Source organism: Amycolatopsis sp. GA6-003 (assembly GCF_046267895.1).
Classification (GTDB): domain Bacteria; phylum Actinomycetota; class Actinomycetes; order Mycobacteriales; family Pseudonocardiaceae; genus Amycolatopsis.
This window is the reverse complement of the sequence record NZ_CP176499.1, coordinates 9,170,571-9,197,346: the sequence shown is the minus strand read 5'-3', so window position 1 is coordinate 9,197,346 and position 26,776 is coordinate 9,170,571. Positions and strand designations below refer to the sequence as shown.

Annotated in this window: 19 protein-coding genes; 7 read left to right on the top strand and 12 right to left on the bottom strand. The window is 71.3% G+C overall.

The annotated features are described in order from the left end of the window. Positions 1 to 1,257, bottom strand: coding sequence for a glucarate dehydratase family protein (locus tag F9C12_RS41540; protein ID WP_409464108.1), 1,257 nt, complete (start codon positions 1,255 to 1,257; stop codon positions 1 to 3). Continuing rightward, the gene (locus F9C12_RS41535) at positions 1,257 to 2,189 is read right to left on the bottom strand and encodes a 5-dehydro-4-deoxyglucarate dehydratase (RefSeq protein ID WP_409179778.1); all 933 of its coding nucleotides are present in this window, start codon (positions 2,187 to 2,189) and stop codon (positions 1,257 to 1,259) included. Before F9C12_RS41535 ends, F9C12_RS41540 begins: the two co-directional genes overlap by 1 nt. Positions 2,190 to 2,318: 129 nt before the next feature. On the opposite strand from F9C12_RS41535, the gene F9C12_RS41530 reads away from it, so the two are divergent. From F9C12_RS41530 to F9C12_RS41510, 5 genes are all read left to right on the top strand, one after another. Further along, positions 2,319 to 3,116 (top strand): IclR family transcriptional regulator, encoded by a 798-nt coding sequence (locus F9C12_RS41530; RefSeq protein ID WP_409179777.1) that lies wholly within the window; start codon positions 2,319 to 2,321, stop codon positions 3,114 to 3,116. Between the two features lie 84 nt (positions 3,117 to 3,200). After that, positions 3,201 to 4,025, top strand: a complete 825-nt coding sequence (locus F9C12_RS41525) for an NAD-dependent epimerase/dehydratase family protein (protein WP_409464107.1) — start codon at positions 3,201 to 3,203, stop codon at positions 4,023 to 4,025. A gap of 42 nt (positions 4,026 to 4,067) precedes the next feature. Further along, a complete protein-coding gene (locus F9C12_RS41520; RefSeq protein ID WP_409464106.1) occupies positions 4,068 to 4,949 on the top strand; it encodes a helix-turn-helix domain-containing protein in 882 nt (293 codons plus the stop codon). A 93-nt stretch (positions 4,950 to 5,042) separates the two neighbouring features. Then, the gene (locus tag F9C12_RS41515) at positions 5,043 to 6,968 is read left to right on the top strand and encodes a maleylacetate reductase and hydroxyquinol 1,2-dioxygenase domain-containing protein (RefSeq protein WP_409464105.1); all 1,926 of its coding nucleotides are present in this window, start codon (positions 5,043 to 5,045) and stop codon (positions 6,966 to 6,968) included. Then, a complete protein-coding gene (locus F9C12_RS41510; protein ID WP_409464104.1) occupies positions 6,955 to 8,685 on the top strand; it encodes an FAD-dependent oxidoreductase in 1,731 nt (576 codons plus the stop codon). The genes F9C12_RS41515 and F9C12_RS41510 overlap by 14 nt, the downstream gene beginning before the upstream one ends. A gap of 1 nt (position 8,686) precedes the next feature. Here the strand turns inward: F9C12_RS41510 and F9C12_RS41505 are convergent, their stop codons facing one another. The 9 genes from F9C12_RS41505 to cmk all read right to left on the bottom strand — a co-directional run bounded on the left by F9C12_RS41505 (position 8,687) and on the right by cmk (position 22,886). After that, positions 8,687 to 10,987, bottom strand: coding sequence for a glycosyl hydrolase family 95 catalytic domain-containing protein (locus F9C12_RS41505; protein WP_409464103.1), 2,301 nt, complete (start codon positions 10,985 to 10,987; stop codon positions 8,687 to 8,689). A gap of 20 nt (positions 10,988 to 11,007) precedes the next feature. Next, the gene (locus tag F9C12_RS41500; RefSeq protein ID WP_409464102.1) at positions 11,008 to 13,302 is read right to left on the bottom strand and encodes a glycosyl hydrolase family 95 catalytic domain-containing protein; all 2,295 of its coding nucleotides are present in this window, start codon (positions 13,300 to 13,302) and stop codon (positions 11,008 to 11,010) included. 158 nt (positions 13,303 to 13,460) lie between these two features. Continuing rightward, positions 13,461 to 14,042: a dihydrofolate reductase family protein gene (locus F9C12_RS41495; protein WP_409179770.1), complete on the bottom strand. Its 582-nt coding sequence runs from the start codon at positions 14,040 to 14,042 to the stop codon at positions 13,461 to 13,463. Continuing rightward, positions 14,039 to 14,308 carry a VOC family protein gene (locus F9C12_RS41490; RefSeq protein ID WP_409464101.1) on the bottom strand — a complete coding sequence of 90 codons (270 nt, stop codon included), beginning with the start codon at positions 14,306 to 14,308 and terminating at the stop codon, positions 14,039 to 14,041. The genes F9C12_RS41495 and F9C12_RS41490 overlap by 4 nt, the downstream gene beginning before the upstream one ends. Before the next feature lie 122 nt (positions 14,309 to 14,430). After that, positions 14,431 to 15,786 (bottom strand): M1 family metallopeptidase, encoded by a 1,356-nt coding sequence (locus F9C12_RS41485; RefSeq protein ID WP_409467158.1) that lies wholly within the window; start codon positions 15,784 to 15,786, stop codon positions 14,431 to 14,433. Positions 15,787 to 15,868: 82 nt separating this feature from the next. Beyond that, complete coding sequence (locus F9C12_RS41480) at positions 15,869 to 19,756, bottom strand: Pls/PosA family non-ribosomal peptide synthetase (RefSeq protein ID WP_409467157.1); 3,888 nt, start codon at positions 19,754 to 19,756, stop codon at positions 15,869 to 15,871. A gap of 254 nt (positions 19,757 to 20,010) precedes the next feature. After that, positions 20,011 to 21,492 carry a ribosome biogenesis GTPase Der gene (gene der / locus F9C12_RS41475; protein WP_409179768.1) on the bottom strand — a complete coding sequence of 494 codons (1,482 nt, stop codon included), beginning with the start codon at positions 21,490 to 21,492 and terminating at the stop codon, positions 20,011 to 20,013. A gap of 15 nt (positions 21,493 to 21,507) precedes the next feature. Further along, complete coding sequence (locus tag F9C12_RS41470; protein WP_409179767.1) at positions 21,508 to 22,164, bottom strand: lysophospholipid acyltransferase family protein; 657 nt, start codon at positions 22,162 to 22,164, stop codon at positions 21,508 to 21,510. Next, positions 22,161 to 22,886: a (d)CMP kinase gene (gene cmk / locus F9C12_RS41465; RefSeq protein WP_409467156.1), complete on the bottom strand. Its 726-nt coding sequence runs from the start codon at positions 22,884 to 22,886 to the stop codon at positions 22,161 to 22,163. The genes F9C12_RS41470 and cmk overlap by 4 nt, the downstream gene beginning before the upstream one ends. A gap of 211 nt (positions 22,887 to 23,097) precedes the next feature. Between cmk and F9C12_RS41460 the strand changes: the two genes are divergently transcribed. Both F9C12_RS41460 and F9C12_RS41455 read left to right on the top strand, forming a co-directional pair. Next, positions 23,098 to 23,580: a cation:proton antiporter regulatory subunit gene (locus F9C12_RS41460; protein WP_409179766.1), complete on the top strand. Its 483-nt coding sequence runs from the start codon at positions 23,098 to 23,100 to the stop codon at positions 23,578 to 23,580. Next, positions 23,580 to 24,770, top strand: coding sequence for a cation:proton antiporter (locus F9C12_RS41455; protein WP_409179765.1), 1,191 nt, complete (start codon positions 23,580 to 23,582; stop codon positions 24,768 to 24,770). Before F9C12_RS41460 ends, F9C12_RS41455 begins: the two co-directional genes overlap by 1 nt. Positions 24,771 to 24,818: 48 nt before the next feature. On the opposite strand, the gene F9C12_RS41450 is transcribed toward F9C12_RS41455, so the two are convergent. Continuing rightward, a complete protein-coding gene (locus tag F9C12_RS41450; protein WP_409464100.1) occupies positions 24,819 to 26,720 on the bottom strand; it encodes a Xaa-Pro dipeptidyl-peptidase in 1,902 nt (633 codons plus the stop codon). Between the last annotated feature and the right edge of the window lie 56 nt (positions 26,721 to 26,776).

The following is a 26,776-nucleotide window of genomic DNA, read 5'->3' as shown; positions in this document are numbered from 1 at the left end:
TCACCACCTCGCCGTGTTCGGTTCGAAGCCGGGCGTGTACTTGCGCATGTACGTCACATCGTCCCGTTTGGTCAGTCCACATCGGACATAGTCCTCGTGCGCCCTGGCGAGCGCGTCCTGGTCGAGCGTGATCCCGAGTCCGGGCCGGTCCGGCACCGCCACCGCTCCGTCGACAAAATTCAGCACGCCCGGTTCGATCACGTCGGCGGTCTTCCACGGCCAGTGCGTGTCGCAGGCGTACGTCAGATGCGGGGTCGCCGCAGCGACGTGCACCATCGCGGCCAGGCTGATCCCGAGGTGGCTGTTGGAGTGCATGGACAGCCCGACGCCGAAGCTCTCGCACGCCACCGACAACGCCTGGGTATCGCGCAGGCCGCCCCAGAAATGGTGGTCGGACAGGAGAACGCCGATCGCCCGCGCCCGGAAAGCGGGCTCCAGGTCGCCGAAATTGACCACGCACATGTTGGTGGCCAACGGCATGCTCGCTTCGCGGGCAACGCGCGCCATGCCCTCGATGCCCGGCGTCGGATCCTCGAGGTACTCCAGAACGCCGTCGAGTTCGGCGGCCACGCGGATGCCTGTCTCGGGCGTCCACGCCGCGTTCGGGTCGATGCGCAAGGGATGCCCGGGGAAAGCCGACGCGAGCGCGCGAATGCCCTCGATCTCTTGCTCCGGCGCGAAAACCCCGCCCTTGAGCTTGATCGAGCGGAACCCGTATTCCTTGACCATCCGCCGGGCCGAACCGACCAGCGCTTCCGGGGTGCGGATCTCGCCCCAGCTGTCCTCTTCCGCGCCGAGGTGCGCGCCGTACTTGTAGAACAGGTACGCGGAGAAGTCGACGGCGTCGCGAGCCTTGCCGCCCAGCAGGTCCACGACCGGACGGCCGAGGAGCTGTCCTTGCGCGTCCAGGCAGGCGACCTCGAACAGCGAGTACACGCTGGCGACCGTCTTGCGGATGGAGAACCCGCCGATCAGCCCGTGCTCGTCGGTCAGCACGGTCCCGGCGAGCGTGCGCGCGATGATCCGCTTCAGGCCCGGCAGGTCGAAAATGTCGTGTCCGGCCAGCTCCGGCAGCACCTTGCGCACCTCGCCGAGGAACGCCGCGTCGCCGTAAGACTCGCCGAGGCCGACCACGCCGTCGTCGCACACCACCTGCACCACGCTGCGCAACGCGAACGGCTCGTGCACGCCCATCACGTTGAGCAGCGGCGGGTCCGCGAAGGCGACCGGGGTCAGCACCACGTCCCGGATCTTCATCAGAGGCCTTTCAGCACGGCGAAACCGTTCTCGACGACCTTGCCCAGCCGGTCGATCTGCTCGGGCGTCGGCTCGATCAGCGGCGGCCGGACGGTGCCGACCTTGTCTCCGCGCAGCCGGGCGGCGGCCTTGACCAGCGACACCGCGAAGCCGGGCGTTTCGTCGCGCAACGCCACCAGCGGCAGGTAGAACCCGGCGAGCAGCGCGTCCATCGTCGCGTTGTCTTCCTCCGCGAGCGCGCGGTGGAAGCGGTGCGCGATCTCCGGCGCGAAGCAGTGCACCGCCGAGGAGTAGCGCGCGACGCCAGCCGCCGCGTACGCCTTCGCGGACACCTCAGCGGTCGGCAAACCGTTGAAAAACAAGAAGTCCGCGGAACGCTGCGTGCCGAGCGCGCGGATCGTGGTGACGATCCGGGTCATCGCTTCGACGTCGCCGAAGCCGTCCTTGATCCCGACGACCGACGGGATGTCCAGCAACTTCGCCGCGGCCGGCGCGGTGAACACGCCAGTGCTGCGGTGGTAGACGATCACCGGCACCGAGGTGTCGCCGACCGCGTAGCGCACGTAGTCGACCAGCCCGTCCTGCGGCCCGGTGACCAGGTAGGGCGGAAGCAGCAGCACGCCGTCGGCGTTCCCCGCCTGCGCCGCCGCCACGCCCGCGCGCGCACCCGCCGCGCCGCCGCCCGCGCCGACCCACACGGGCACGCGCCCGCCTGCGACCTCGCGCGCCTTGGCCAGCAGCGCGGCGACCTCGTCGACCGACAGCGAGCTGAACTCCCCGGTGCCGCACGCGACGAACAGCGCGCCCGCACCGGCGGCGATGTGGCTCTCCACGTTTTCCGCGAACCCGTCGAGGTTGATCTCGAGGTCTTCGGTGAACGGGGTCAGCGGGAACGCCAGCAAGCCGTCCAGCTCGATCTCGGTCTGTGCCATCAGTTCTGCTCCAATGTTCACATTCTTGAATGGAGTCTGTTATCGTGACTATGTTCACCCACAAGAACGCTGTTCGGGACGCTAATATGGCCGGACTCACAAGTCAACGGCCCGGTTGGAGGACGCGCCATGGCGCAGAAGACGGACCCCGCCACCGCTCCCGCGGAGTCCGCGGGCGTGAAGTCGGCGCGGCGCGCCATCGACCTGATCGAGACGTTCGCCGCGAACGACGTGTGGCTGTCGCTGTCGGATCTCCATGCGCGCACCGGGTTCCCCCGCTCCAGTCTGCACGGGCTCCTGCGCACCCTGCTGGACGCGGGCTGGCTGGAAGCCGACGCGAACTCCGCGCGCTACCGGCTCGGCGTGCGCGCGCTGATCTGCGGCACCGCGTACCTCGACCGCGACGCGATCGTCCCGTACGCCACCGAAGCTTTGGAACGCATCCGCGAGAAGACCGGCTTCACCGCGCATTTCGCGCGCCGCAACGGGACCGAGGTCGTCTACCTGGAGACGCGCGAGTCGCAGCACTCCACGCACCTGATCTCCCGCGTCGGCCGCACCCTTCCCGCGCACGCGACCGCGCTGGGCAAGGCCTTGCTCGCCGAGCTGACCCACGAAGAGGTCGAGGCGCTCATGCCCGAGGAGCTGGTCGCGCTCACCCCGAACACCATCACCACGCTCGACGCGCTGCACGCCGACCTCGCGCGCACCCGGGAACGCGGGTACGCCGCCGAGAGCGAAGAGGGCACCCTCGGCGTGCGCTGCGTGGCCGCGGTGATCCCGTACCGCATCCCCGGCACCGACGCGATGAGCTGCTCGATGCCGCTGGGCAAGGTCACCGACGCCGACGTCGAACGCGTCGGCGAACTGCTGGCCGAAACCACCGCCGAGCTCGGCCAGCAGCTGCGCCGCGCCGGAATCCGCTGACCGCCGCCACCCGTGCCCCTCGTGAGTGCTCATCGCGGTGAGAACCGGGAAAGGCGCGCACGAGGCTTTCGTGAGAGGAATTCCATGCCAGACCAGCGTGTGCTGATCACCGGATCGGCCGGCGTCGTCGGCACCCTGATGCGGCCGCGGCTGCGCCGGGAAGGCCGGGTGCTGCGGCTGCTCGACCTCGCCGACCAGCCTCCCGCCGAGGACGGCGAAGCGGTCGAAATCGTGACCGGCTCGGTCACCGACCCCGAGGCGATGGCCGCCGCCTGCGCGGGCGCGGACGCGTTGATCCACCTGGGCGGGCTCAGCCGCGAGGCGTCGTGGGAGGACACGCTCGACGTCAACATCAACGGCACGCACACCGTCCTCGAAGCCGCCCGCGAAGCGGGGATCCGCCGGGTCGTGCTCGCGTCGAGCAACCACGCCGTCGGTTTCCGCCGCAACGCCGACGCGGGCGAGAACGGCTTGCCCGCCGACTCCAGCCCCCGGCCGGACACCTATTACGGCGTAAGCAAAGCGGCCATCGAAGCGCTGGGCAGCCTGTACGCGTCGCGGTTCGGCATGGACGTGATCGTCATCCGCATCGGCTCCTGCTTCGAAACGCCGCTTCCGCTCGGCATCCGCGGCCTGACCAGCTGGCTGTCGCCGGACGACGGGGCGCGGCTGTTCGAGGCGTGCCTGAGCGCGCCGTCGCCGGGCTACCGGATGATCTGGGGCGTCTCGGACAACACCCGCCGCGTCTACTCGCTCGCCGAGGCCGAGGCGCTGGGCTACAAGTCCCACGACAACGCCGAGGTCTACGCCGAGCAGCTCGCGGGCAAGCCGGCGCCGACCGGGGCGGCGGCCGAGTACGTCGGCGGGCCGTTCTGCACCGCGCCGCTGGGCGTGTTCAACCCGCTCTGAGAGGTACCCTCGCCCACGGAGACCCTCGAAGAGGAGGACGCCGTGGGCGAGCTCGGGCCTGCCGACACGAACGGCATCCTCGCCCTGCCGTGGATCCGCCCGGAACGCACCAGCGCGGGTCTCGGCTGGGACCGGATCTACCTCTCCAAGCAGCGCGAACGGCCGTATCGCGCGGAGTTCGGGCCCGCTCGCACGCACCAGCTGATCCTGCACCTCGCCGGTCCGGTCACCGTCCGCCGCGGCGTCGGGTCGCCCGGCGAGCGCAGCCGGCGGATCCCGGCGGGCGGGCTGTTTCTCCAGCCCTCGCACCAGGAACTGTCGGTGGAACTCGGCGGCGAGCTGGACACGCTGCACGTCTACCTGCCGGATTCGGCGGTGCAGGAGGCCGCCGGATCGGACGCTCCGGTCCGGCTGGCCGACGAACTCGGCAGTGTCGACCCGCTGCTCGAACAGCTGGTTCTCGCGCTCGACCGCGTCGTGCGGGAGTGGGAGCCGGGCGCTCGCGCGTACGCGGATCAGCTCGGCGCGCTCGTGGCCGCGCAGCTCGCGCGTCAGCACCGATCCGGTCGAAGCCGTCCAGCGGAGACCCGGCCGGTCGAGGCGCTGACCGACCGGCAGTTCGCCCAGGTGCGCGAGCTGATGGACGAACGGCTCGCGGACCCGCTCGGGCTGGCCGAACTGGCCGCGGCGGCCGGGTTGAGCGTCAGCCGGTTCGCCCGGCGGTTCAAGGCGCGCACCGGGCTGCCGCCGCACCGCTATCTGCTGCGGCTGCGCGTCGAACGCGCCGGACTGCTGCTGCGCACCGGCGCCGAACCGATCGCGGACATCGCCGTGCGCTGCGGGTTTTCCCATCAGGAACACCTCACCCGGGTGCTGCGCGCCCAGCTGGGCACCACTCCCGCCGCGCTTCGCCGGGACGGCTGACGCGCGTTTCGTGCAGCCCGCTCAGCACGTCTGTGCAGGCGCGGGGGCCTCGCCACGCGGATACTTCGACGTACCCGCGTGGAAGGACCGTCGATGTTCACCTACACCGCCAACCCGGCCCGGGTCGTGTTCGGCAGCGGCACGCTCTCCGTCGTCCCCGAGGAGGTGCAGCGGCTCGGTTCCCGCCGCGTGCTGCTGGTGGCCGGGAAGTCGGCCGCCGACGCAGCCGACCAGACGGCCGAGGCGCTCGGCCCGCTGCTCGCCGCGCGCTTCGGCGAACCCGCCATGCACACCCCGGTCGAGGTCACCGAACGCGCGCTCGCGCTGGTCGCCGAGCATTCCGCGGACTGCGTGGTCGCGATCGGCGGCGGGTCCGCGACCGGGCTGGCCAAGGCGCTCGCGCTGCGCACCGACCTCCCGCAGATCATCGTGCCGACCACCTACGCCGGGTCCGAGATGACGCCGGTGGTCGGCCAGACCGAGAACGGCCGCAAGACCACGCAGTCGTCGCCGAAGGTGCTGCCTGAGGTGGTCGTCTACGACGTCGACCGCACCCTCGGCCTGCCCGTGCCGACTTCGCTGACCAGCGGCGTCAACGCGATGGCGCACGCGGTCGAGGCGCTCTATTCGGCGCAGGCGAACCCGATCGTCGACCAGTTCGCCCTGGAAGCGATCCGGCTGCTGGCCGCCGCGCTGCCGCGGATCGCCGCCGATCCGTCCGATGTGGACGCTCGGACGGACGCGCTGCGGGCCGCGTGGCTGGCGGGTTCGTGCCTGGGTTCGGTCGGGATGGGCTTGCACCACAAGCTGTGCCACACCCTCGGCGGCAGTTTCGGTTTGCCGCACGCGGAAACGCACACGGTCGTCCTCCCCCACGCCATGGCGTACAACGCGCCGGACGCCGCCGACGCGATGCGCCGGATCGCCGAGGCGCTGGGCGCCCCGGACGCGCCGACGGCGGTGTTCGACCTGATCGCGAGCCTGCCGGTACCGCATTCGCTGGCCGAAATCGGTCTCGCCGAAGGAGATCTCGCCAAGGCCGCCGAACTGGCCGCCGCCGCGCCGTATCCGAATCCTCGCGAACTCGCTCGCGAGGGCATCGAAGACTTGCTGCGGCACGCGTGGTCCGGTGCCCGCCCGGCCCCGGCTGAAGGCGCCCCGCCGGATCTGCGCGGGCTCACCCAGGAGGTCGTGGACAGTTTCGCCGGCACGCCAGACCCTCGGGTTCGTGAACTGCTGACCGAACTGGTTCGCACACTGCATTCATACGTCGTGCGCACCGATCTCACCCAGGAGGAGTGGGAGTACGCGATCGGTTTCCTTACCCGCACCGGGCAGATCAGCTCGGACACCCGCCAGGAGTTCATCCTGCTGTCGGACACCCTCGGCGTTTCGAGCGTGGTCGACGTGCTCGCGAACTCGCGCACGCCGGACACCACTCCGTCGGCCGTGCTGGGCCCGTTCTACGTCGAAGGACCACCGGAAACCGAACAGGGCGCGGACCTCGCCGAAGGACTTCCCGGCACTCCACTGTGGACGGATGTCCAGGTGACCGAACCGGACGGAACCCCGGTGCCGGACGCGGTGGTGGACGTCTGGCAGTCCAATGAGGACGGTTTCTACGACGTCCAGCTGCCCGACGTGGACGGTCCGGTGCTGCGCGCCCGGTTCCGCACCGACGCCGAGGGCAGGCTGCGGTTCCGGACGATCGTGCCGTCGGCGTATCCGATCCCGGACGACGGCCCGGTCGGCGGGATGCTGGCCGCGACCGGACGGCATCCGTTCCGCGCGCCGCACGTGCACTTCATGATCGCCAAACCGGGCTACCGCACGCTGGTCACCCAGCTGTTCGTCCGCGGCGGCGACTACCTCGATTCGGACACCGTGTTCGGCGTGAAGGACGGCCTGATCGCCGATTTCGCCGAGCAGACCGGCCCCGCGCCGGACGGGCGCGAACCCTGGCGCCGCCTCGAATTCACCTTCCGCGTCTCCCCGGGAACCCACCATGACCAGTCATGACACCGACGTCCTCGTGGTCGGCAGCGGCCCGGCAGGAGCTTCCGCCGCCCTGCTGCTCGCGACCTACGGCGTCCGCACCGTCCTCGTGACCAAATACGGCTGGACGGCGCACACGCCCCGCGCGCACATCACCAACCAGCGGACCATGGAGGTCTTGCGCGACCTCGGCGTCGAAGACCAGGCGCTCGCGCAAGGCACTCCCCCGGAGCTGATGGGCGACACCGTGCTGTGCACGTCGCTCGCCGGCGAGGAGATCGGCCGGATCGCCAGCTGGGGCACCGCCGATCGCTCGGCCACCGAGTACGCGGCGGCGAGCCCGTGCCATCTGATCGACCTGCCGCAGACATATCTGGAACCCATCCTGGTCACGAACGCCGCCGCGCGCGGGGCGAAACTGCGGCTGGACACGGAATTCCTCGACTTCGCCCAAGACGCCGACGGGGTGACCGCGCGGCTCCGGGACCGGGTTCGCGGGGACGAGTTCCCCCTCCGCGCCCGCTACCTGATCGGCGCGGACGGCGCCCGCAGCCGCGTCGCCGAGCAGGCCGGGCTGCCGATCGACGGCCAGTCCGGCAAGGCCGGCAGCATGAACATCACCTTCACCGCCGACCTTTCCCAGTACGTCGCGCACCGGCCGAGCGTGCTGTACTGGGTGATGCGGCCGGGCGCGCACCTCGGCGGCATCGGGATGGGTCTCGTGCGCATGGTCCGGCCGTGGAACGAATGGCTGCTGACCTGGGGGTACGACATCGCGCAGCCGCCGCCCGACGTGACCGGCCAGGAGGCGGCCCGGATCGTGCGGGACCTCGTCGGCGACCCGGGCCTGCCGGTGGAGATCACCTCGGCTTCACTGTGGACGGTCAACCACAGCTGCGCCACGCGGTACTCGTCCGGCCGCGTGTTCTGCGCGGGCGACGCGGTGCACCGGCATCCGCCTTCCAACGGGCTCGGGTCCAACACCTCGGTGCAGGACGCGTACAACCTGGCGTGGAAGCTCGCGATGGTCGTCCGCGGCGAGGCGGGCGAAGGACTTCTCGACAGCTACAGCGCCGAGCGGGCCCCGGTCGGCAAGCAGATCGTGGACCGGGCGAACCTCAGCCGCGAGGAGTTCGGACCGATCTTCGCCGCGCTCGGCATCGACGGCGACAGCGATTCGGCCGCCATCGCCGCTGGTCTCGCCGCCTGCACCGCCGAGACCGAAGAGGGCGCGCTGCGGCGGAAACAGTTGCGGGCGGCGATCGAGCTGAAGAACTACGAATTCAACGCGCACGGCGTGGAGATGGACCAGCGGTACGTGTCGAACGCAGTACTCCCCGACGGCGGGGAACCGCCTGCCGCAAGGGATCCCGAGCTGTACCACCGGCCCACGACCGCGCCGGGCGCGAAACTGCCGCACGTCTGGCTCGTCGGCCCGGACGGCCGTCGAGTGTCCACACTGGACTTGGTCGGCCGCGGCCGGTGGACTGTCCTCACCGGACTCACCGGCGGCGCCTGGCGAGAGGCCGCCGCGAAAGCCGGCGCGGACCTCGGACTGGACCTGCGGGTGGTGACCATCGGTTCGCCTGAGGCCCGCGATTCCTACGGAGACTGGGCGCGCGGCAGCGGCATCGAGGAAGACGGCTGCCTCCTGGTCCGGCCGGACGGCTACGTCGCCTGGCGGCGCGCCACCGCGGGAACGGGCCTGCCGGAAGCACTTCGCAAGCTCCTCGACCGTTAGCTCACGGCATCCCCCACGGATCGCTCGCCCCGCCCGGTGGCACCGGCCGGACCGTGAAGTCCGGCCGGTCGCCGCGGCGGTACACGTACGCGTCCTGACCGCGTCCGAGGTCGACTTGCACGTCGCCGTTGGCCAGCCGCCGCCACCTCCGCGGACGGCCGTGCGCGTCCGTCACCGTCAGCTCGCCCTCGATGCCCGGCCGCAGTACGCACGGCGCACCGGCCTCGCTGTGCACCTTCAGCCAACGCGTTTTCCCGCTTTCCCGCGATGCGCTGAGCAGGAACGCGCCTTCGGTCCGGAAATCGCGCAGCGCTATGTCGCCCCACGCCTCCGGTACCGCCGGGAAAAGCCGGACGACGCCACCCCAGCTCTGCACCAGCATGTCCTGCATGGATTTCGCCGCGGACAACGGCGTTTCGATCACCGGACCGGATTCCTTGTACATCGTATTCGGCTGGATATACCGCTTTTGGAGTTCGCCGAGATAATACGCGGCCTTCTCGCCGCGGAGCATCTGCGCGGAGATCGACGCGGCGCCGGTGAACGTGTAGCCCTGCAACGCGCCCTCGAAGCCGACCCAGTGGTTGAGCGAAGTTTCGATGATCTCGCGGTGCTCCGGCTGTTCCCAGGTGATCTCGTAAAGCGGATAGATCTGCAGCAGATGCGAGTAATGCCGGTGCGATTTCGCGAACGGCACGCCCGCGCCGATCATGTAGCCGTTTTCGTCGGCCGGGTAGTCGGTGAGCGTGGCGAGCACCTCCCGCCACTTCCCCGCCAGCGGATCGGCGATGCGCAGCTCCCGCGCGCTGTCGAGCAAAGTCCGGCAACCCCAGCGGATCAGCGCGAGGTCGTAGTTCGTGTCCGGCGCGTTCACGCCGTACTCCGGGGAGAAGGTCGCCGGGAGATGCAGGCGGCCGTCCGCGCCGGGGGCGAGGAAGTGGAGGTAGTAGTTGATCGCCTTGCGCAGCAACGGGAACAGCGGGTCCCGCAGCAGCTGGCGGTCCATCGTGTGCCGGTAGGTCAGCCAGACGTTGTGCAGCGCCCAGGTGAGGTTGCCGACCTCGGGGGTCGGGGTGTCCTTGCCGGGAATGCCGACCGGGTAGCCGCTGGTCGCGTCAGCGAGGCCGTTGAGGAGCGTCATGTCGGTGGTGCGCGGGATGCCCGCGGAATCGGTCTGGTACGGCTGGGCGACCTGGCTGGTGAGCCGGTCGCGGTATTTGCCGAGCGCGTAGCTGACCGCGTCGAGTTCGAGGTGGTTGGAACCCTGGATCAGCCAGTATTCCAGCTGCACGTTGAGGTTCCACCAGGTCGCCGGCCACGGCGTGTTTTCCAGCCACGGCCCGGAAGTCGCCATCACCGGCGCTTCCCGGCGCGCGGCGGAGGCGACTTTGTACAGCTGGATCCAGTAGAAACTCTGCAGCCGAGTGTCCGGAATGGACAGGAAGCTGCGCCGGTAGTAGTCGTGCCACCAGCGGCGGTGGTCCCAGGTCAGCACGTCCAGGGCGCTCGCCCGCCGCACCGTCTGCAGGGCCCGGACCGCCGAGGTCTTCTCCGGATGCGACCACGCGACCGACGTGTACAGCGTCCGCGCACTGCCCCGGGCGACCTCGCGCCAGGCCGTCACGTGCTCGCCGCCCGCGAGCAGCGGCTGGACCGCGAGGTGCGCGTCGCCCGCCTGCTGCAGCTGGACGGGCGGGTTCTCCAGATATCCGTCCGGTGGCGGCTTTTTCCACACCGGATCAGCCCGCGGGCTGATCGCCTTCGCCGGATGGAACACCCACTGGAAACCGCGCTCGCCCTCGGACGGCCGCACCTCCACCGCGAGCAGCGACTGTCCGGTGTGGACGATCGCGCGCAGCTCAAGATTCCCGGCCGCGGTGGTGATCGTGCCGCTGAGTTCGGCGTTCCAGAGGTCGAGCCGCCAGTCGAGACCGGTGATCGCGCCGACCGGTTCGAGCGTGAAGTACCCGATCGGCAACCGCGCCAGGCCGAACAGCGACCCGAACTGCGGCCGGTGGTCCTGCACCTGGCTGTGCTGGACGTTGAAGCGGACCGCGTTGCGCCCGGGTTCGGCGTAGATGCCGGAGCCGAGGAAACCGTTGCCCAGAAACGGTCCCTCGTACCAGGTCTTCGGCATCCGCCGCCAGCGCAGGTCCGCGGTCGCCAGGAAGTCCGCCCAGTCGATGCCGTCCCGGCCCAGTTCCGCCGCATCGGCCCGCGGCAGCGCTGGAGGCACTCCGACCGCTCCGGCGGCGATGCCCGCGAGCGCTCCGCCGAGCACTGTCCGGCGCGAGATGTCCATGTCCGCCAGCCTCCTCGTTTCTAGTCAGGCAAACCCCAGGCCGGAACAGCGCCCAGCGAAGGAACGTCACGCGGCGAAAAGTCCGGCCGGGCCCCGCGCGGGGTGACGGTGACCGTGCCGCCCCGCCGCAACGCCACCGTGATCCGCCGGGGCCCGACCGGCCGCCACGACAACCGCCGACCCCACTCGTCGCGGACGTCGATGTCGCCGTCGATCCCGTGGTCGAGCACCAGCGGCGCACCGGCTTCGCTGTGCACCCGCACGAACTCCGTCGCACCGTTCCGCCGCGACGCGTCCACCAGAAACGCGCCCTCGGCACGCAATCCGGCGATCGACGCGTCCGGCCATTTCGCCGACACCGACGGGAACGCCTTCACCACTCCCCCGGACCCCTGCAGCAGCATGTCCACCACGGACTGGGCGGCGGTGATCGGGCTTTCGACGGCGAAGTTCGAGCCCTCGCGGTACATCGTGTTCGCGGTCAGTTCGGTGTCCGCGACGATGTTCCGGTCGAGGAAGAACTTCAAGTACCGCAAGGCTTCCTCGGGCTGGTCCATCACCGAGTTCATCGACGACGCGGCCGCGTAGCTGTAGCCGTGCCAAGCCGACTGGTCCGCCGCCCAATGCCGGAAGGTGCGGGTCATGACGTCCCGGTCGGCGGGCCGCTCCCAGTTCCGCTCCCGCAACGGGTACAGCCAGAGCAAATGCGAGAAGTGCCGGTGCGAAGCGGCGAGCCGGACCCCGTCGCCGATCAGCACGCCCTCAGCCGGATCCTCGTGGTACGGAACGAGTTTCGCCGCGATCTCCCGCCACATCGGCACGCGCGGTTCGTTCAGCCGCAGGATCCGCGCGGAGTCGGCCAGGGTCGTCGCGGCCCAGCGGATCAGCGACAGGTCGTAGGTGCAGTCGGCCGCGTCGGCGTACTCCGGCGACCGGGTGAGCGGCAGGTGCAGGAGGCCGTCCGGGCCGGTGAAGAGGAAGTGCCGGTAGAAGTTGAGCGCCTTCGCGAGCGTCGGGTACAGCACGTCGCGCAGCACCGGCTGGTCGAGGTGATGCCGGTACGCGAGCCAGACATTGTGCAGGCCCCACAACAGGTTTCCGGTCTGGTCCGTTTTGGACGTCGTCCCCGGAACGCCGACCGTGCGGACGCCGCCGGGCCGCAGCCGCCAGTCCCCCGGATGCGACAGCGCGTAGGTGTCGCCGTCCCGGTACGCGGGCGGAACGGACACCTCCAGGTTCGCGTGATCGCGGCGGAAGGTCTCGGTCACCGCGTCCAGCTCCGGATGGTTGGTGCTGTTCACGATCGGATAGGTGACCTGGACGTTGAGGTTCCACCACACCGCCGTCCAGCTGTTGCCGACCTCCGGGAACCACGGCCCCCATTCGGCGGCCACCGGGCCGTCCTCGCGGGTCGCCGAGGCGATCTTGTAGAGCTGGATCCAGTAGAACCGCTGCACCTGCTTGTCCGGCACGGACACGAAACTGCGCTGATGGAAGCCGTTCCACCAGCGGCGATGCCAGGCGAGCAGCACGTCCGGATTCATCGAGAGAGCCCGGCCGGCCAACGACACCGCGTCGCGGGTATGCGTGGAGCCCGGGAACGAATACGCGACCGTCGTCGCGAACAACCGCTTGGAGCCGACCCGCTTCTCCCGCCACGCCGTCGTATACCCGCCGCCCGCGGTCAACGGCTGCGCGCAGTACCCGTCGGTCTGTTCGGGGTCCGGGTTCGCGGTGTACTCCGGCGGCTTGCGCACCGTCCGGGTCGTGGCCGACACGAGCGGCGCGAAGCCCCAGGTCGCCCCGGATTCGCCCGCGCTCGGGTCGAGCGAGACGAGCAGCACGCCGAGATCGTTGTGCACCACGGCGGAGAACGCGACCTGCCCGCGAGTGGTGGTGATGGTGCCGCCGAGTTCGGCGTTGTAGAGGTCGAGCGTCCAGTCGACACCGGTGATCGCGCCCGCGAAGGTGAGCGTGACCGCGCCGATCGGCAGCCGGGACAGGCCGATCCCCGCTTCCCACTGGATGCGCTGGTCCTGGACCTGGGTGTGGCTGAGCATGAACTTGAGCACCTGCGGCGTTTGCCCGGCGTAGGCCTGGACGCCGAGAAAGCCGTTGGCCAGGAACGGCGCTTCCTGCCAGTTCTTCGGCATCCGCCGCCAGCGCATCCGCGCGTCCATGGCGACCTCGCGGTGCGGGCTGCGCGGCGCCGCCAGCCCCGGTGGCGCGCCCTGGGCCCACAGCCCGCCGAACGCCGCCGCCCCGGCAGCGACCGACACGGATCGAAGCACCGTCCGCCGCGACACCCCGACCATGACGTTCCTCCGGATTCATATTACGTTTCGCTCCCGCTGGCGCGAGGTGAGCGGAATATATCCAGACAGGGCAGGCGAAAGCCAGGGTTGTTCACTCGGAAAGCTGCACAGACATCCGATGACTGGGATCCGCCGGAGGCGGGTTCAGATACGTGAAATCACCGAGCAGGACGGACGACGCGGTACCGCAGATGCGTGACGCCGCGGCCCTCGAGCCGGCGCACTGGCTCCAGTTCGACGGAGCCGAGCCCGGCCGGCTCGAACAACCGCCGTCCCCCGCCCAGCAGCACCGGGACGAGGTGCAGTTCCAGTTCGTCGAGCTGGCCCGCTGCCAGCAGAGCCTGCGCCGCGCCCGCGCCGTGGACCAGCACCGCGCGGCCACCCGCTTTGCCCCGGGCCTCGTCGGCGCAGGCGTCGACGTCGGTGTAGAACCGCGCGCTGCCCGGCGGCACGTCGGCCGGATCGGCCTGGCGGGTGAGGACGTGGATCGGGACGCCGTCGTGGTGGTCGCCGTTCCATCGCTTGGCCAGTTCGAACGTGCGGCGGCCGGAGATCACCGCACCGGTGGACGAGGCCTCGGCGTACACCTGCCCGTTGACCTCTTCGGACCTGCGGTCGTCGAGCCAGTTGAACAGCCGTCCGCCGCCGCGGCCGAGTTCCTGGCCCGGCCGGTCGTCCGGCCCGGCGATGTACCCGTCGACCGACATGGACATGTACAGCCGCAGCGGCGTCCGGCTCATCGTCCCGTCCCGCTTCCGGCCCAGTCGGCGGCGGTCATGCCGTCGAGGTGTCCCGCGGGCCACTGGACGAGTTCGATCCGCCGCCCGTCCGGGTCGGCGAGGAACGTCTCGACGGTGACGAACTCGTCGCCGGGCAGCTTGAGCATGGTCACCCGCCCGATCGCCGTCCCGGGCACAGTGCCGACGACCTCGTAGCCGAGCACCGAAGAGAACTTCAGCGACCGGGGAAGATCGGTCACCCGCAAGCCGAGGTGCGGAGTCCGCATTCCGGTGCCTCCTTCGCGTGCCTGGCCCGCTGCCAGCCGCACTCACCGGTGCGTCGATCGCCCGGCGCCGGATTCGACACCCCGCGGAGAAATTTCCGTCCGACGCGCCCGGCGGCCCGGATTCAGAGCGCAGGCAACTCCGCCCGGTCCAGCCAAGCCGAGAAGAACTCCCGCAGAGACCGCCCCGCGTAGGACTCGGCCAGCGACACGAACCCCTCGGTAGTCACCGCACCGTGCCGGTTCTCCACCGCCCACGCCTTCACCAGTGCGAAGAACGCCGGATCCCCGATCTCCCCGCGCAAGGCGTGCAGCGTCAGCCCGCCGCGCTTGTAGACCCGCTCGTCGAACATCCGGGCCACCCCGGGATCGCCGATCGCCACGTTCGCGGGCTTGGCCCGCACCCGCCCGTACCACGTCCGGGCCAACGCCTCCGCCGACTCGCCGCCGGACCGCTCCGACCACAGCCACTCGGCGTAAGTAGCGAATCCCTCGTTGAGCCAGATGTGCTGCCAGTCCGCCACCGTCAGGCTGTTCCCGAACCACTGGTGCGCCAGTTCGTGCACCACGAGCCGCTCGTGCGTGCGCTTGCCGTCGACGTGGTTGGCCCCGAAGATCGCCATCCCCTGCGCCTCGATCGGATCGTCGAGGTCGTCGTCCGTCACCACCACGACGTACTCGCCGAACGGATAGGGCCCGAACCACTCCTCGAGCGCCTCCATCATCCGGCCCTGGCGGCCGAAGTCCCGCGCGAACGCCCGCCGCAGCCGAGGCGGCACCGCGGCCCGCTGCACGACGCCGCCCGGCCGGTCGACCACAGTCTCCGGAACCCAGGCGCCGTCGGACAATTCGAGGTCTTCGTACCGCCCGATCTGGACGCTCATCAGGTACGTCGAAGTCGGCTCCGGCCGTTCGAACACCCATTTCGTGGTGCTCGCCGACTGGTACCGCGACACGAGATTCCCTGTCGCCGCAACGAGATACGGCGATGAGGTGGCCACCGCGAGCCGGTAGCTCGCCTTGTCCGCCGGATGGTCGTTGCACGGGAACCACGACGGCGCGCCCACCGGCTGGCTCGCCACCAGCGCGCCGTCGGTCAGCTCGTCCCAGCCGATGTCGCCCCAGCGGCTGCGCACCGGGCGCGGGTTGCCCGCGTAGCGGACCTCCACCTGGAACTCGGTGCCGGCCGGCACCGAGTGCGCCGGTTTGACCTGCAGCTTCAGCCCGCGCCGGGTGTACTTCGCCGGTTTGCCCCCGACCAGCACGCGCGACACCCGGAACTCGCCGAAGTCGAGCGTCAGCCGGGACAGCGCCTGGGTGGCCTCGCAGGTGAGCACCGCGGTGGCGGACAGCCGGTTCGGCCCGATCCGGTAGTCGAGATCGAGGTCGTAGTGCCGGACCCGGTAGCCGCCGTTCCCGTGCGCGGGGAGGTATCCGTCGCCCGAGGTCTCCGCTCCGGGCGCGGCCGCTTTCCCGTTCACCCGCACCGAAACCCGCCTTCGCCCGCCGCCGTGATCTTCTCCAGGATGAGGCGCCGCGACAGGGTCCGCAACGCCTCCGCCCTCACCGCCGCCAGGCCGAGATCGGATTGCCGAGCCAGCGGGTGTCCGCGGGCACCGCGTCGCCGCGCGTCACGAGCGAGCCCGGGCCCACCGTGGTGCGCGCGCCGATGCTCGCGCCCGGCAGCACGATCCCGTGCGGGCCGAGCGTCGCGCCCTCTTCCAGCGTCACCCGCGACATGGTCATGATCCGGTCGTGGAACAGGTGCGTCTGCACCACGCAGCCGCGGTTGATCGTCGCGCCGTCGCCCAGTTCGACCAGGTCGGACTCGGGCAGCCAGTAGGTGTCGAGCCAGACGCCGCGGCCGATCTTGACGCCCATCGTGCGCAGCCACGCGGGCAGCAGCGGCGTGCCGCCGAGCGCCCCGATCAGCCACGGCACCGCGAGCGCCTCGACGAACGTGTCGGCCAGCTCGTTGCGCCACACGAACGAACTCCACAGCGGATGGTCGATCTCGCGGAACTTCCCGACCAGCAGCCATTTCGCCGCCGTCGCGGTGAGCGCCGCGACGATCCCGGCGGCCAGCAGCACCGGCCCGGCCAGCAGCGCGGCGACCCAGAACCCGCCCTGCGACGCCAGCGCCAGCAGCGCGAACGCGACGCTGACGGTCAGCGCGACCGCGCACATCACCGGGATGATCCGGCACAGCTCGACCAGCGCGCGGGCCGCCTTGAGCCGCAGCGGCGGCGTGTACGTGCGGCTGGTGTCGCTCTGCTCCACCGCGCGGCGCACCGGCAGCGGCGGCATGCCCAGGTACGACGAGCCCTTCTTCGCCTTCGCCGGAGTCGAGGACAGCACCCCGACCAGCCCGCGCTTCGGCACCGAACGGCCCGGCGCGGTCATCCCCGAGTTGCCGAGGAACGCCTGCTTGCCGATCCGCGCCGGGGCGGCGTGCAGCCAGCCGTGGCCCAGTTCGTAGGTGGCGACCATGGTGTCGTCGGCCAGGAACGCGCCACTGTCCACTTTGGTCATCTTCGGCAGCGCGAGGACGGTCGACGCCTCCACGTTGCGGCCGACCTTCGCGCCGAGCAGCCGCAGCCACACCGGCGTGAACAGGCTGGCGTACAACGGGAACAGGCCCTCGCGAGCCATCCCCATCAGCCGCTCGGTCGCCCAGACCTGCCACGCGACGCGGCCGTGCACCGGGTGATAGCCCTCGACCATGCCGACGCCCAGCGCGCGGACCCCGGCCAGCACGAGCAGCGCGTACGTCAGGAAGTACGCGACGGTGGCGACCGGCGCGAACAGCAGCGCCTGGCCCAGCGCGGCGCCCACATCAGAGGTGCCAACGACCGCGTACCCGACCACCGCGACGCCGGGCAGCGCGGCGATCCCGGGCAGCAGCCCGAGGAACACCGAGGTCGCGCCGTACACCGCGGCCCAGAACCGCGACCGCGGCGGACGGCTCGACGGCCATTTCAGCGCGTCCTTGACGTCCGAGCGCACCGCGGGCGAACCGGCCCAGCGCTGGCCCGCCGGGACCGCGCCGCGCACCGTCGACCCGGCGGCGATCTCCGCGCCCTTGCCGATCCGGGCGCCGGGGAACAGCGTGCTGCGCGCGCCGACCCGGGCCTCGGCCCCGATCCGCATTTTGCCGATGTGCACGACGTCGCCGTCGACCCAGTGGCCGGACAGGTCGACCTCGGGCTCCACCGCGGCGCCGCGGCCCAGCTTGAGGAAGCCGGTGACCGGCGGCGGCGAGTGCAGGTCGACGTCCTTGCCGATGCGCGCGCCGAGCGCCTTCGCGTACGTCGTCATCCACGACGCGCCCGCGACGCTGTCCGCACCGCTGAACTCGGCCAGCTTCTCGGCGGTCCACAGTCGCAAGTGGACACTGCCGCCGCGCGGGTAGGTGCCGGGGCGCACCCCGGCCAGCAGCACGCGCGCGCAGCCCGCGGCGACGGCGATCCGCCCCGCCGGGGTGAACAGCACGAGCCAGGCGAGCACCAGCCACGCCCAGTTCAGCGTCGGCGCCCAGGAAACGCCCAGCAGCGCGAGCACGTTCGAGCAGGCGGCGGCGAGCGTGGTCCAGCGCAGTCCGACGAGGCCCATCAGCGGGACCATCAGCAGCGACTGCACGAGCCCGGCGCGGCGCGGCGTCGGCGCGATCTCGCGGCGCTCGGTCTCCTCGCCGTTCAGCGCGTCCAGCTTCGCGGCCAGCGCGCCGAGCTTCGGGTTCTGGTAGATGTCGCTGACCGACACCTCGGGGTGGCGGGTGCGGATGCGCGCGATCAGCTGCGCCGCGGTGAGGCTGCCGCCGCCGTTGGTGAAGAAGTCGGCGCCGGCGCTGCTGACCGACACGCCGAGGATTTCGCTCCAGCCCTCGGCGAGCCACGCCTCGGTGGGCGACAGCCCGGCCGCGCTCGCGTCCACAGTGGACAGCGGCCACGGCAGCGCGGCGCGGTCGACCTTGCCGGACGTGCGGGTGGGCAGATCGTCGATCGTGGCGAGCAGCGGCACCAGCGCGGCGGGCAGCTGCGCGCGCAGCCGGGTCGCGGCGTCGTCCGTGTCGAGCGTCGCGCCGTCCTCGGGCACGACGTAGCCGACGAGGACCTGGTTGCCCGCCTTGGTGCGGCGGACCGCGGCGGCCGCGCCGCGCACGCCGGGCAGCGCCTGCAGCGCCGCGTCGACCTCGCCCAGCTCGATCCGGCGGCCGCCGAGCTTGATCTGCTCGTCCATCCGGCCGAGGAACAGCAGGCCTTCCGGCTCCGCGCGGACCATGTCGCCGCTGCGGTAGGCGCGCTCCCAGCCCATCGAGGGCAGCGGCGCGTACTTCTCCGCGTCCTTGTCCGCGTCGAGATACCGGGCGAGCCCGACGCCGCCGATGACCAGCTCGCCGGTTTCGCCCATGGCGACCGGCTCGCCCGCCTCGTTCACCACGACCAGCTGCCAGCCGGCCAGCGGCAGGCCGATCCGCACCGGTCCCTCGCCGGTCATCTGCGCGGCGCAGGCGACGACGGTCGCCTCGGTGGGGCCGTAGGTGTTCCACACTTCGCGGCCTTCGACGGCCACGCGCTCGGCCAGCTCCGGCGGGCAGGCTTCGCCGCCGAAGATGAGCAGCCGCACGTCTTCCAGCGCGTCCGCCGGCCACAGCGCGGCCAGCGTCGGCACCGTCGACACCACGGTGATGCCCTGCGCGACCAGCCACGGGCCCAGGTCGACGCCGGTGCGGACCAGCGCGCGCGGCGCGGGCACCAGGCAGGCGCCGTGCCGCCAGGCCAGCCACATCTCTTCGCAGGAGGCGTCGAACGCGACGCTCAGCCCGGCCAGCACCCGGTCGCCCGGGCCGATCGGCTCGTCGGTCAGGAAAAGCCGGGCTTCGGCGTCCACGAAGGCCGCCGCCGAGGCGTGCGTGACCGCGACGCCCTTCGGCTTGCCGGTGGAGCCGGAGGTGAAGATGATCCACGCGTCGTCGGCCGGGCCGGGCTGCCCGGTCTCGCCGCTGGGGGTCCCGGCGACGGTGATCGCGCCGTCGGTGGCGATCGCGGCGACGCCTGCCTCGCCGAACACCAGCTCGGCGCGCTCGTCCGGGTCGTCCGCGTCGACCGGCACGTACGCCGCGCCGACCGACAGCGTCGCCAGGATCGCGATGTACAGCTCGGCGGTGCCCGAGGAGATCCGGATGCCGACCCGGTCGCCCCGGCCGACGCCGTGCTCGCGCAGCTTGCCGGCGTACGCGTCGATCTCTTCGGTCAGCCGGCGGTAGCTCAGCGGGCCGGTGCCGTCGTCGAGCGCGGCGGCGTTCGGGTGCCGTTCCGCGGTCGCGGCGAGGATGTCCAGCAGGGTGCGCTCGGCGGCGGGCGCGGCGGTCTCGAACAGAGCGGGCGAGAGCGCGGCCTCGACGGCGAGAGTCAGTGCTTCGGTGCTGCCGGAATCGGCGGTCAGCGTCACCGGGCCGCCCCGGTATTCCGGCACGACGGGGGCAGGGTCGAACTCTGGGCGCGCAAGCCCATCACTCACCTTTCGCGAGCGTCATTCGGGCTGGCCATCCGAATGAGGCGCCCGTAGCGACCGTCCACTTTACGCGGCGATCAAGCCCAGGTCGCGCCTGGGTAACGGCGGCGTGTCGGAGGTCACCGCGCGCTGGTCCGGCAAGGGAATCCCGGGAAAACGGTTCCGCCGGGATTCCCTTGCCGGGAAAGGAATCAGCGGTTGCGGGCCGCTTTTCCGCCCGCCTTCGGCTTCTGCTTCTTTTCGCGGACGCGCACATTCACCCGGACCGGACTGCCCGCGAAGCCGAACTGCTCGCGGAATTTCCGCTCGATGAACCGGCGGTACCCGGCCTCGAGGAAGCCGGTGGTGAACAGCACCAGCGTCGGCGGGCGGATGCCGGCCTGCGTCGCGAACAGCACCTTCGGCTGCTTGCCGCCCCGCACCGGCGGCGGCGTGGCCGCGACGAGGTCGGACAGCCAGCCGTTGAGCTGCCCGGTCGACACGCGCTGGTCCCACGAGGCCAGCGCCGTGCGCAGGGCGGGCGCGAGCTTGCGCACCGCGCGCCCGGTGAGCGCGGAGACGTTGACCTTCTCCGCCCACGGCACCCGCACGAGGCCGCGGTCCAGCTCGCGCACCATGGCGTGCCGGCGGTCCTCGTCGACCAGGTCCCACTTGTTGAACACCAGCACGCACGCGCGGCCCGCCTCGACCACCATCGTCAGCACCCGCAGGTCCTGCTCGGTCAGCGGTTCGGACGCGTCCAGCAGCACGAGCGCGACCTCGGCCGCGTCGATCGCGGTCTTGGTGCGCAGCGACGCGTAGTACTCCGCGCCGTCGGCGAAGTTGACCCGCTTGCGCAGGCCCGCGGTGTCCACGAACCGCCAGACCTCGCCGTCCAGCTCGACCAGCGAGTCGACCGGGTCGACCGTGGTGCCCGCGACCGAGTCGACCACCGAGCGCTGCTCGCCGGAAAGCCGGTTGAGCAGGCTGGACTTGCCGACGTTCGGCTTGCCGACCAGCGCGACGCGGCGCGGCCCGGCGGTGACCGCGCCGGCTTCGCGCGGCGCCTCGGGCAGCGCGGCCATGATGGCGTCGAGCAGGTCGCCGGAGCTGCGCCCGTGCAGCGCGCTGACCGGATGGGGTTCGCCGAGGCCCAGCGACCACAGCGACGCGGTGTCGGCCAGCAGCCGGTCGTCGTCCACCTTGTTCGCGGCCAGCAGGACCGGCTTCTTCGAGCGGCGCAGCACGCGCGCGACGGCCTCGTCGGTGGCGGTGGCCCCGACCGTCGCGTCGACCACCAGCAGCACCGCGTCAGCGGTCTGCATGGCCATCTCGGCCTGCTGCGCGACCGAGGCCTGCAGGCCGGTGGCGTCGGGCTCCCAGCCGCCGGTGTCGACGAGCGTGAACCGGCGGCCGGCCCAGAACGCGTCGTAGGCGACGCGGTCGCGCGTCACGCCCGGCACGTCCTGCACGACCGCTTCCCGGCGGCCGAGGATGCGGTTGACCAGCGTGGACTTGCCCACGTTCGGCCGCCCGACCACGGCGAGCACCGGCTGCGCGGCGGCCGCCCGGCCGTCGGCCTCCTCGGCCTCGATCTGCGCGTCGAGCGCGGCGAACTCGGACTCGTCGGACCAGCTTCCGTCGACTTCGCCGAGACCGTCCACCGCACTGTCGGCGGCGTCAAACCCTGTCATTGTTTCCCACTTCGCCTACGGCGTGGCGAACCCGTGTTCGCCCCGCCAGTCGTCCAAAGCCTTCACCAGCGCCGCGAGCTGCGCGCGCAGCTCCTCAGTGCCCTGGTCCAGGCCCTTGCGGCCCGGACCGACCTTCAGCGCGAACGGCTCCCCGAAGAGGAGGTCCACGCGCGGGCGCCACCGGCGTTTGCCGTCGGCGGGCTTGCGCGTCCCGCGGATCGCCACCGGCAGCACCGTGGCGCCCGAAGCGCGCACGAGCCACGCCGCGCCGCGTTCGGCGGCCCCGACGTCGCCCTCGCCGCGAGTGCCCTCGGGGAAGATCCCGACCGCCCCGCCCGCTTTGAGCACCCCGACCGCCGTGGTCAGCGGCGTCCGGTCGATCTCGCCCCGGCGGACCGGGATCTGGCCGATCGCCCGCAGGAGCCGCCCGGCGGCGCCCTTGAACAACTCGGCCTTGGCCAGGAACGCGCTGCGCCGCGGAAGCATTCCGATCAGCAGCTGCGGATCGACGTTCGAGCTGTGGTTCGCGATCACGACGAGCGGCCCGCCGGCGGGCACCCGGTCGCGGCCGTGCACCCGGATCCGGAACGCCGGACGCAGATAATACCGGCCCGCGGTCCGCCCGATGTCGAGCAGGAGCCCGTTCGCCCCCTCGGGGAGGGCCCCGCTCACCGGCTGACCCCGGCCTCGGCGGCGGCCGGCTCGGCCGGGCAGTCGCCGAGCAGCCCGCGCCCGCGGGCGAGTTCGGCCAGCGCGACGATCACCTGGTCGATCGTCAGCTCGGACGTGTCCACCTGGACCGCGTCCCCGGCCGCGCGCAGCGGCGAGGCGGCGCGGGTGGAGTCGATCCGGTCGCGGCGCTCCACCGATTCGCGGGCGGCTTCGACGCTCGAGGCGCGGCCCGCCGCGGAGTCCTGGGTGTTCCGCCGCGCGGCGCGGACCTCGGCCGAGGCGGTGAGGTAGACCTTGAGCGGCGCGTCCGGCGCGACGGTGGTGCCGATGTCGCGGCCCTCCACGACGATCCCGCCGTCGCCCTCGGTCGCGTCGGCGATCATCCGGCGCTGCCGGGCGACGAGCACCTCGCGCACCTGCGGCACGGCCGACACCGGCGACACCGCGCCGGTCACCTCGGGGCCGCGGATCTCGGCGGCCACGTCCTCGCCGGCGAGGCGGACGTCCGGCCGCTCCGGGTCGGTGCCGAGCGAGAAGTCGACGTCGTGCGCGAGCGCGCCGACCGCGTGTTCGTCGGCGAGGTCGATCCCGGCGCGCAGCACGGCCAGCGTGACGACGCGGTACATCGCTCCGGTGTCGAGGTAGCGGGCGCTCAGCCGGCCGGCGAGCTTGCGCGCCACCGTGGTCTTGCCGGTTCCCGACGGGCCGTCCAGCGCGACCACCCCACGTAGGGCTCCCGTCACCGATGTTCTCCTCACGTTCGTCCCGCACTCCCGGTCCGGTTCATTCTGCCGGTAGCCGGTCCCGGCACCTCAGGCGGTGTCCACGGCGGACTGTCGGGCGCTCCGCCACGGCGCGTTCATGGCCGTCGCCGCGATCTTGGTGCTGCTGGGCTGAACTCCGCGAATCGGACAATGAGTTACCGTGGCGGACGTGAACGTCGAAGTCACCCCCCTTCCCGGAATCGGTGTCCGCAAGGACTTCGCCACCCGCGCGGGACGCCGCATCGGCGTCGTGACCCAGCGGGACGGCAAGATCGAGCTGATCGTCTCCAAATCGGACGATCCGGACGCCTGCCTCGCGTCGCTGCCGCTGACCGCGGACGAGGCGGGCGCGCTCTCGAACCTGCTCGGCGCGCCGCAGCTGGTGGCGCAGCTGAACGAGGAGCACCGCGAGCTGCCGGGCATCAACACCAAGCAGCTGCCGATCACCGCGGACAGCCCGTTCGACGGCCGTTCGCTCGGCGACACCGCGATGCGCACGCGCACCAGCGTTTCGGTGGTGGCGGTGATGCGGGCCGGGCAGGTGCACCCGTCGCCGACGCCGGACTTCCTCTTCACCGCGGGCGACCTGCTCGTGGCGGTCGGCACGTCCGAGGGCCTGGAAGCCGCCGCCAAGATCCTCAAGCACGGCTGATGGACCACACCGCACTTTCGCTGATCGAACTCGGCGCGGTCTTCTTCGTGCTCGGCGCGCTGGGCAGGCTCGCCGGCCGGATCGGCCTCTCCCCCATCCCGCTGTACCTGCTCGGCGGCCTGTGCTTCGGCTCGGGCGGGCTGATCCCGCTCGCCGACATCGGCGATTTCGCCCACCTCGCCAGCGAAATCGGCGTGGTGCTGCTGCTCCTGCTGCTCGGCCTGGAGTACTCCGCGGCCGAACTGTTCACCGGCATGCGGCGGTCGTGGACCGCGGGCCTGGTGGACATCGTGCTCAACGCCGCGCCCGGCGCCGCGGTCGCGCTGATCCTGGGCTGGGGCCCGATCGGCGCGATCGTCATGGCGGGCGTCACGTACATCTCGTCGTCCGGCATCATCGCGAAGGTCCTCGGCGACCTGGGCCGGCTCGGCAACCGCGAAACGCCGGTGGTGCTGTCGATCCTCGTGTTCGAGGACCTCGTGATGGCGCTGTACCTGCCGATCCTCACCGCGGTCCTCGGCGGGGTCAGCCTGCTCGGCGGCCTGGAAGCGGTCGGCATCTCGCTGCTGGTGATCACCGTGGTGCTGGTGATCGCGCTCAAGTTCGGCCGCTACGTCTCGGCGCTGGTGGACAGCGACGACCGGGAAGTCTTCCTGCTGAAGATCCTCGGCGCGGCGCTGCTGGTGGCCGGAATCGCGTCGGCGCTGCAGGTGTCGGCGGCGGTCGGGGCGTTCCTGTTGGGGATCGCGGTGTCCGGCTCGACAGCGCACAACGCGACTCGGTTGCTGGAGCCGTTGCGGGACCTGTTCGCGGCGATGTTCTTCGTGGTGTTCGGGTTGAATACCAACCCGTCGTCGATCCCGCCGGTGCTGGGATGGGCCGCGATTCTCGCCGTGGTGACGACGCTGACGAAGGTGGCTACCGGCTGGTGGGCCGCGCGTCGGCAGAAAATCGGACGGCTCGGCCGCGCTCGGGCCGGGGCGGCTTTGGTTGCGCGGGGCGAGTTTTCGATCGTGATCGCCGGGTTGGCGGTGACCGCAGGCGCGGTGGACGGCGAACTCGCCGCGTTGGCTACCGCGTACGTGCTGCTGATGGCGATTCTCGGGCCCACTGCCGCTCGGGTGGTGGAGCCGATCGCGAAAGCCTTCCAGCGCAAGGCCGCCGCGAAGGAGACCGTCACCGCCAACTGACGTCCGGGTGGGGACTCCGAGGCAATCGGCGTCCCCACCCGGCTTCGGTCAGCGCAGGTCGAACCGCGCGGCAGCCGGAACGTGCGCCAAGGCGCCCGAGGGCGCGGATTCCGTCCGCGGACGCGCCGGAACCGTGCCGACCAGCGGAATCTGAGCCGCGGTCTTCGCCAGGTCGATCGTCAGCTTCGGCGGATTCGCGGGCGCGGCGATGAAACCGTTGTCAGTCCCGCCGATCACCAGCGCCAGCCGGTGCCCGGCCGGGACGACGTGGTCCGTGCTCGCGAGACGGAACGTCATCGTGTACGCCTTGCCCGGCGTGAGCCGCGCTTCCCGGCTCAGCGACTGGTAGTTCGCCAGGTCCGCCCAGCCTCGGCTGATGATCGTGTAGTCCACGTTCTTCGTGTCCGCGCTGGTCACCTTGTAGCAGGCGCTGTCGCCGTCGGTGCTCGAACCCCAGCACGTGCGGTCCGTGCCGGTCACGATTCCTTCGCCGGGGCCGGAGAAATTGCGGATCTTCGCCGGGCCGTAGTCCACCAGCATCGCCGACAGCCGCGCGGTCGAAGTGCTCGGCGTCGCCGTCACGGTGATCGACGAGGTGCCCGAAACCTGCACCGGTGCCGCGAGCGGACCGGTGCTGTACAGGACGCGGTTCGCCGACGTGGCCGACGGATTCGCCGCCCACTCGTTCTCCCCCAGCTTCGGGTTGTCGGTGAACGACGCGCTGCCCCGGCTGCCCGCGGTGCCGAGCGTGCCGACGCCCGGCGTGCGGCCCGGCTGCGGACGCAACACCGTGGTCTTCGTGCCCGGCGCCGGGTAAGCGGCTTGGCTGGCCCACTGGTCCGGCTGGCGTTCGACGGTCGCCATCGGTTCCTTGTCGATGCCGTTGTCGATGCCCATCAGATAGTGGTCGAACCACCGGTGCAGGGTGTCGACCCACTCGGTGCGGCGGTAGTCGAACGGATCGACGTGGCCGGTCTGCGCGAGCCAGATCTTGCGCTGCACGCCCTTCGCGGCGAGCGCGTCCCACCATTGGCCGTAGTTGATCGGCATGACGTTCAGGTCGTTCACGCCGTGCGAGATGAACACGCTGGCGCGCACGTTCTTCGCGTTCGCCACGTAGTCGCGCTCCGCCCACAGCGGCCCGTAGTCGCCGTTCTCGGTCGCGCCGTCGGCGAGTTTCCGGTTCTGCGCCGAGCAGTCCTGGCCGCCGTTGCGCCGCTCGACGGTCTGCGCGAGCCCGTCCGGGTTGAAGCCGAACGACGCGCCGTCCGAGCGGTAGTAGTCGTACCAGGAGCTGATCGCGGAAATCGGCACGATCGTCTTGAGCCCCTCGACGCCGGTCGAGGCGACGCCGTTGGCGATGGTGCCGTCGTAGGACTTGCCGATCATCCCGACGCCGCCGTCGCTCCAGCCCGCCGACGTCGTCGTGCCGCCGGTCTTCGCGGTGTAGCCGGTCGCGCGGCCGTTCAGCCAGTCGATCACCTTCTTCGCCGACTGGACGTCCGAGTTGCCGCCGACGTCCACGCAGCCGGTCGACCGGTTCGTGCCCGCCAGGTCCACGAGCACCACCGCGTACCCGCGGGGCACGAAGTAGTTGTCGTAGAACAGCGGGAAGCCGACCGGGCGGCCCTGCGCGTCGTACGTCTTGAACTGGGTTTCGTTGCCGCGCCCCACTGAGGAGTAGTACGGGCTGGCATCCATGATCACCGGGATCTTCCTGCCCGCCTCGGCCGGTTCCCTCGGCCGCACGATGTCGGCGGCGACCCGGTCGCTCACGCCGTCTCCGTCGCCGTCCCGGCCGAGGTCGACCCACACCGTCTCGCGGATCGCCCCGGCGTAGTCGTACTGCGGCTCCGTCGCGGTTCTCGCCGGGGCGGCCGTCGCGGCCGCCGGCACCACCACTCCCGCGGCCAGCACCGCGGCGGCGCACAGCCCTGTCAGCACACGCATTCCCGTCGCCCTCCAGAGTCGTCGTCGGGTACCGACAACTCAACCGGGGCGGCGGG

Bases quoted from the DNA above. Each gene is read 5' to 3' on its own strand.
- F9C12_RS41450 (WP_409464100.1), bottom strand. From the start codon at position 26,720: ATGCGTGTGCTGACAGGGCTGTGCGCCGCCGCGGTGCTGGCCGCGGGA.
- F9C12_RS41540 (WP_409464108.1), bottom strand. From the start codon at position 1,257: ATGAAGATCCGGGACGTGGTGCTGACCCCGGTCGCCTTCGCGGACCCG.
- F9C12_RS41535 (WP_409179778.1), bottom strand. From the start codon at position 2,189: ATGGCACAGACCGAGATCGAGCTGGACGGCTTGCTGGCGTTCCCGCTG.
- F9C12_RS41505 (WP_409464103.1), bottom strand. From the start codon at position 10,987: ATGGACATCTCGCGCCGGACAGTGCTCGGCGGAGCGCTCGCGGGCATC.
- F9C12_RS41490 (WP_409464101.1), bottom strand. From the start codon at position 14,308: ATGCGGACTCCGCACCTCGGCTTGCGGGTGACCGATCTTCCCCGGTCG.
- F9C12_RS41495 (WP_409179770.1), bottom strand. From the start codon at position 14,042: ATGAGCCGGACGCCGCTGCGGCTGTACATGTCCATGTCGGTCGACGGG.
- F9C12_RS41510 (WP_409464104.1), top strand. From the start codon at position 6,955: ATGACCAGTCATGACACCGACGTCCTCGTGGTCGGCAGCGGCCCGGCA.
- F9C12_RS41500 (WP_409464102.1), bottom strand. From the start codon at position 13,302: ATGGTCGGGGTGTCGCGGCGGACGGTGCTTCGATCCGTGTCGGTCGCT.
- F9C12_RS41515 (WP_409464105.1), top strand. From the start codon at position 5,043: ATGTTCACCTACACCGCCAACCCGGCCCGGGTCGTGTTCGGCAGCGGC.
- der (WP_409179768.1), bottom strand. From the start codon at position 21,492: ATGACAGGGTTTGACGCCGCCGACAGTGCGGTGGACGGTCTCGGCGAA.
- F9C12_RS41530 (WP_409179777.1), top strand. From the start codon at position 2,319: ATGGCGCAGAAGACGGACCCCGCCACCGCTCCCGCGGAGTCCGCGGGC.
- F9C12_RS41455 (WP_409179765.1), top strand. From the start codon at position 23,580: ATGGACCACACCGCACTTTCGCTGATCGAACTCGGCGCGGTCTTCTTC.
- F9C12_RS41525 (WP_409464107.1), top strand. From the start codon at position 3,201: ATGCCAGACCAGCGTGTGCTGATCACCGGATCGGCCGGCGTCGTCGGC.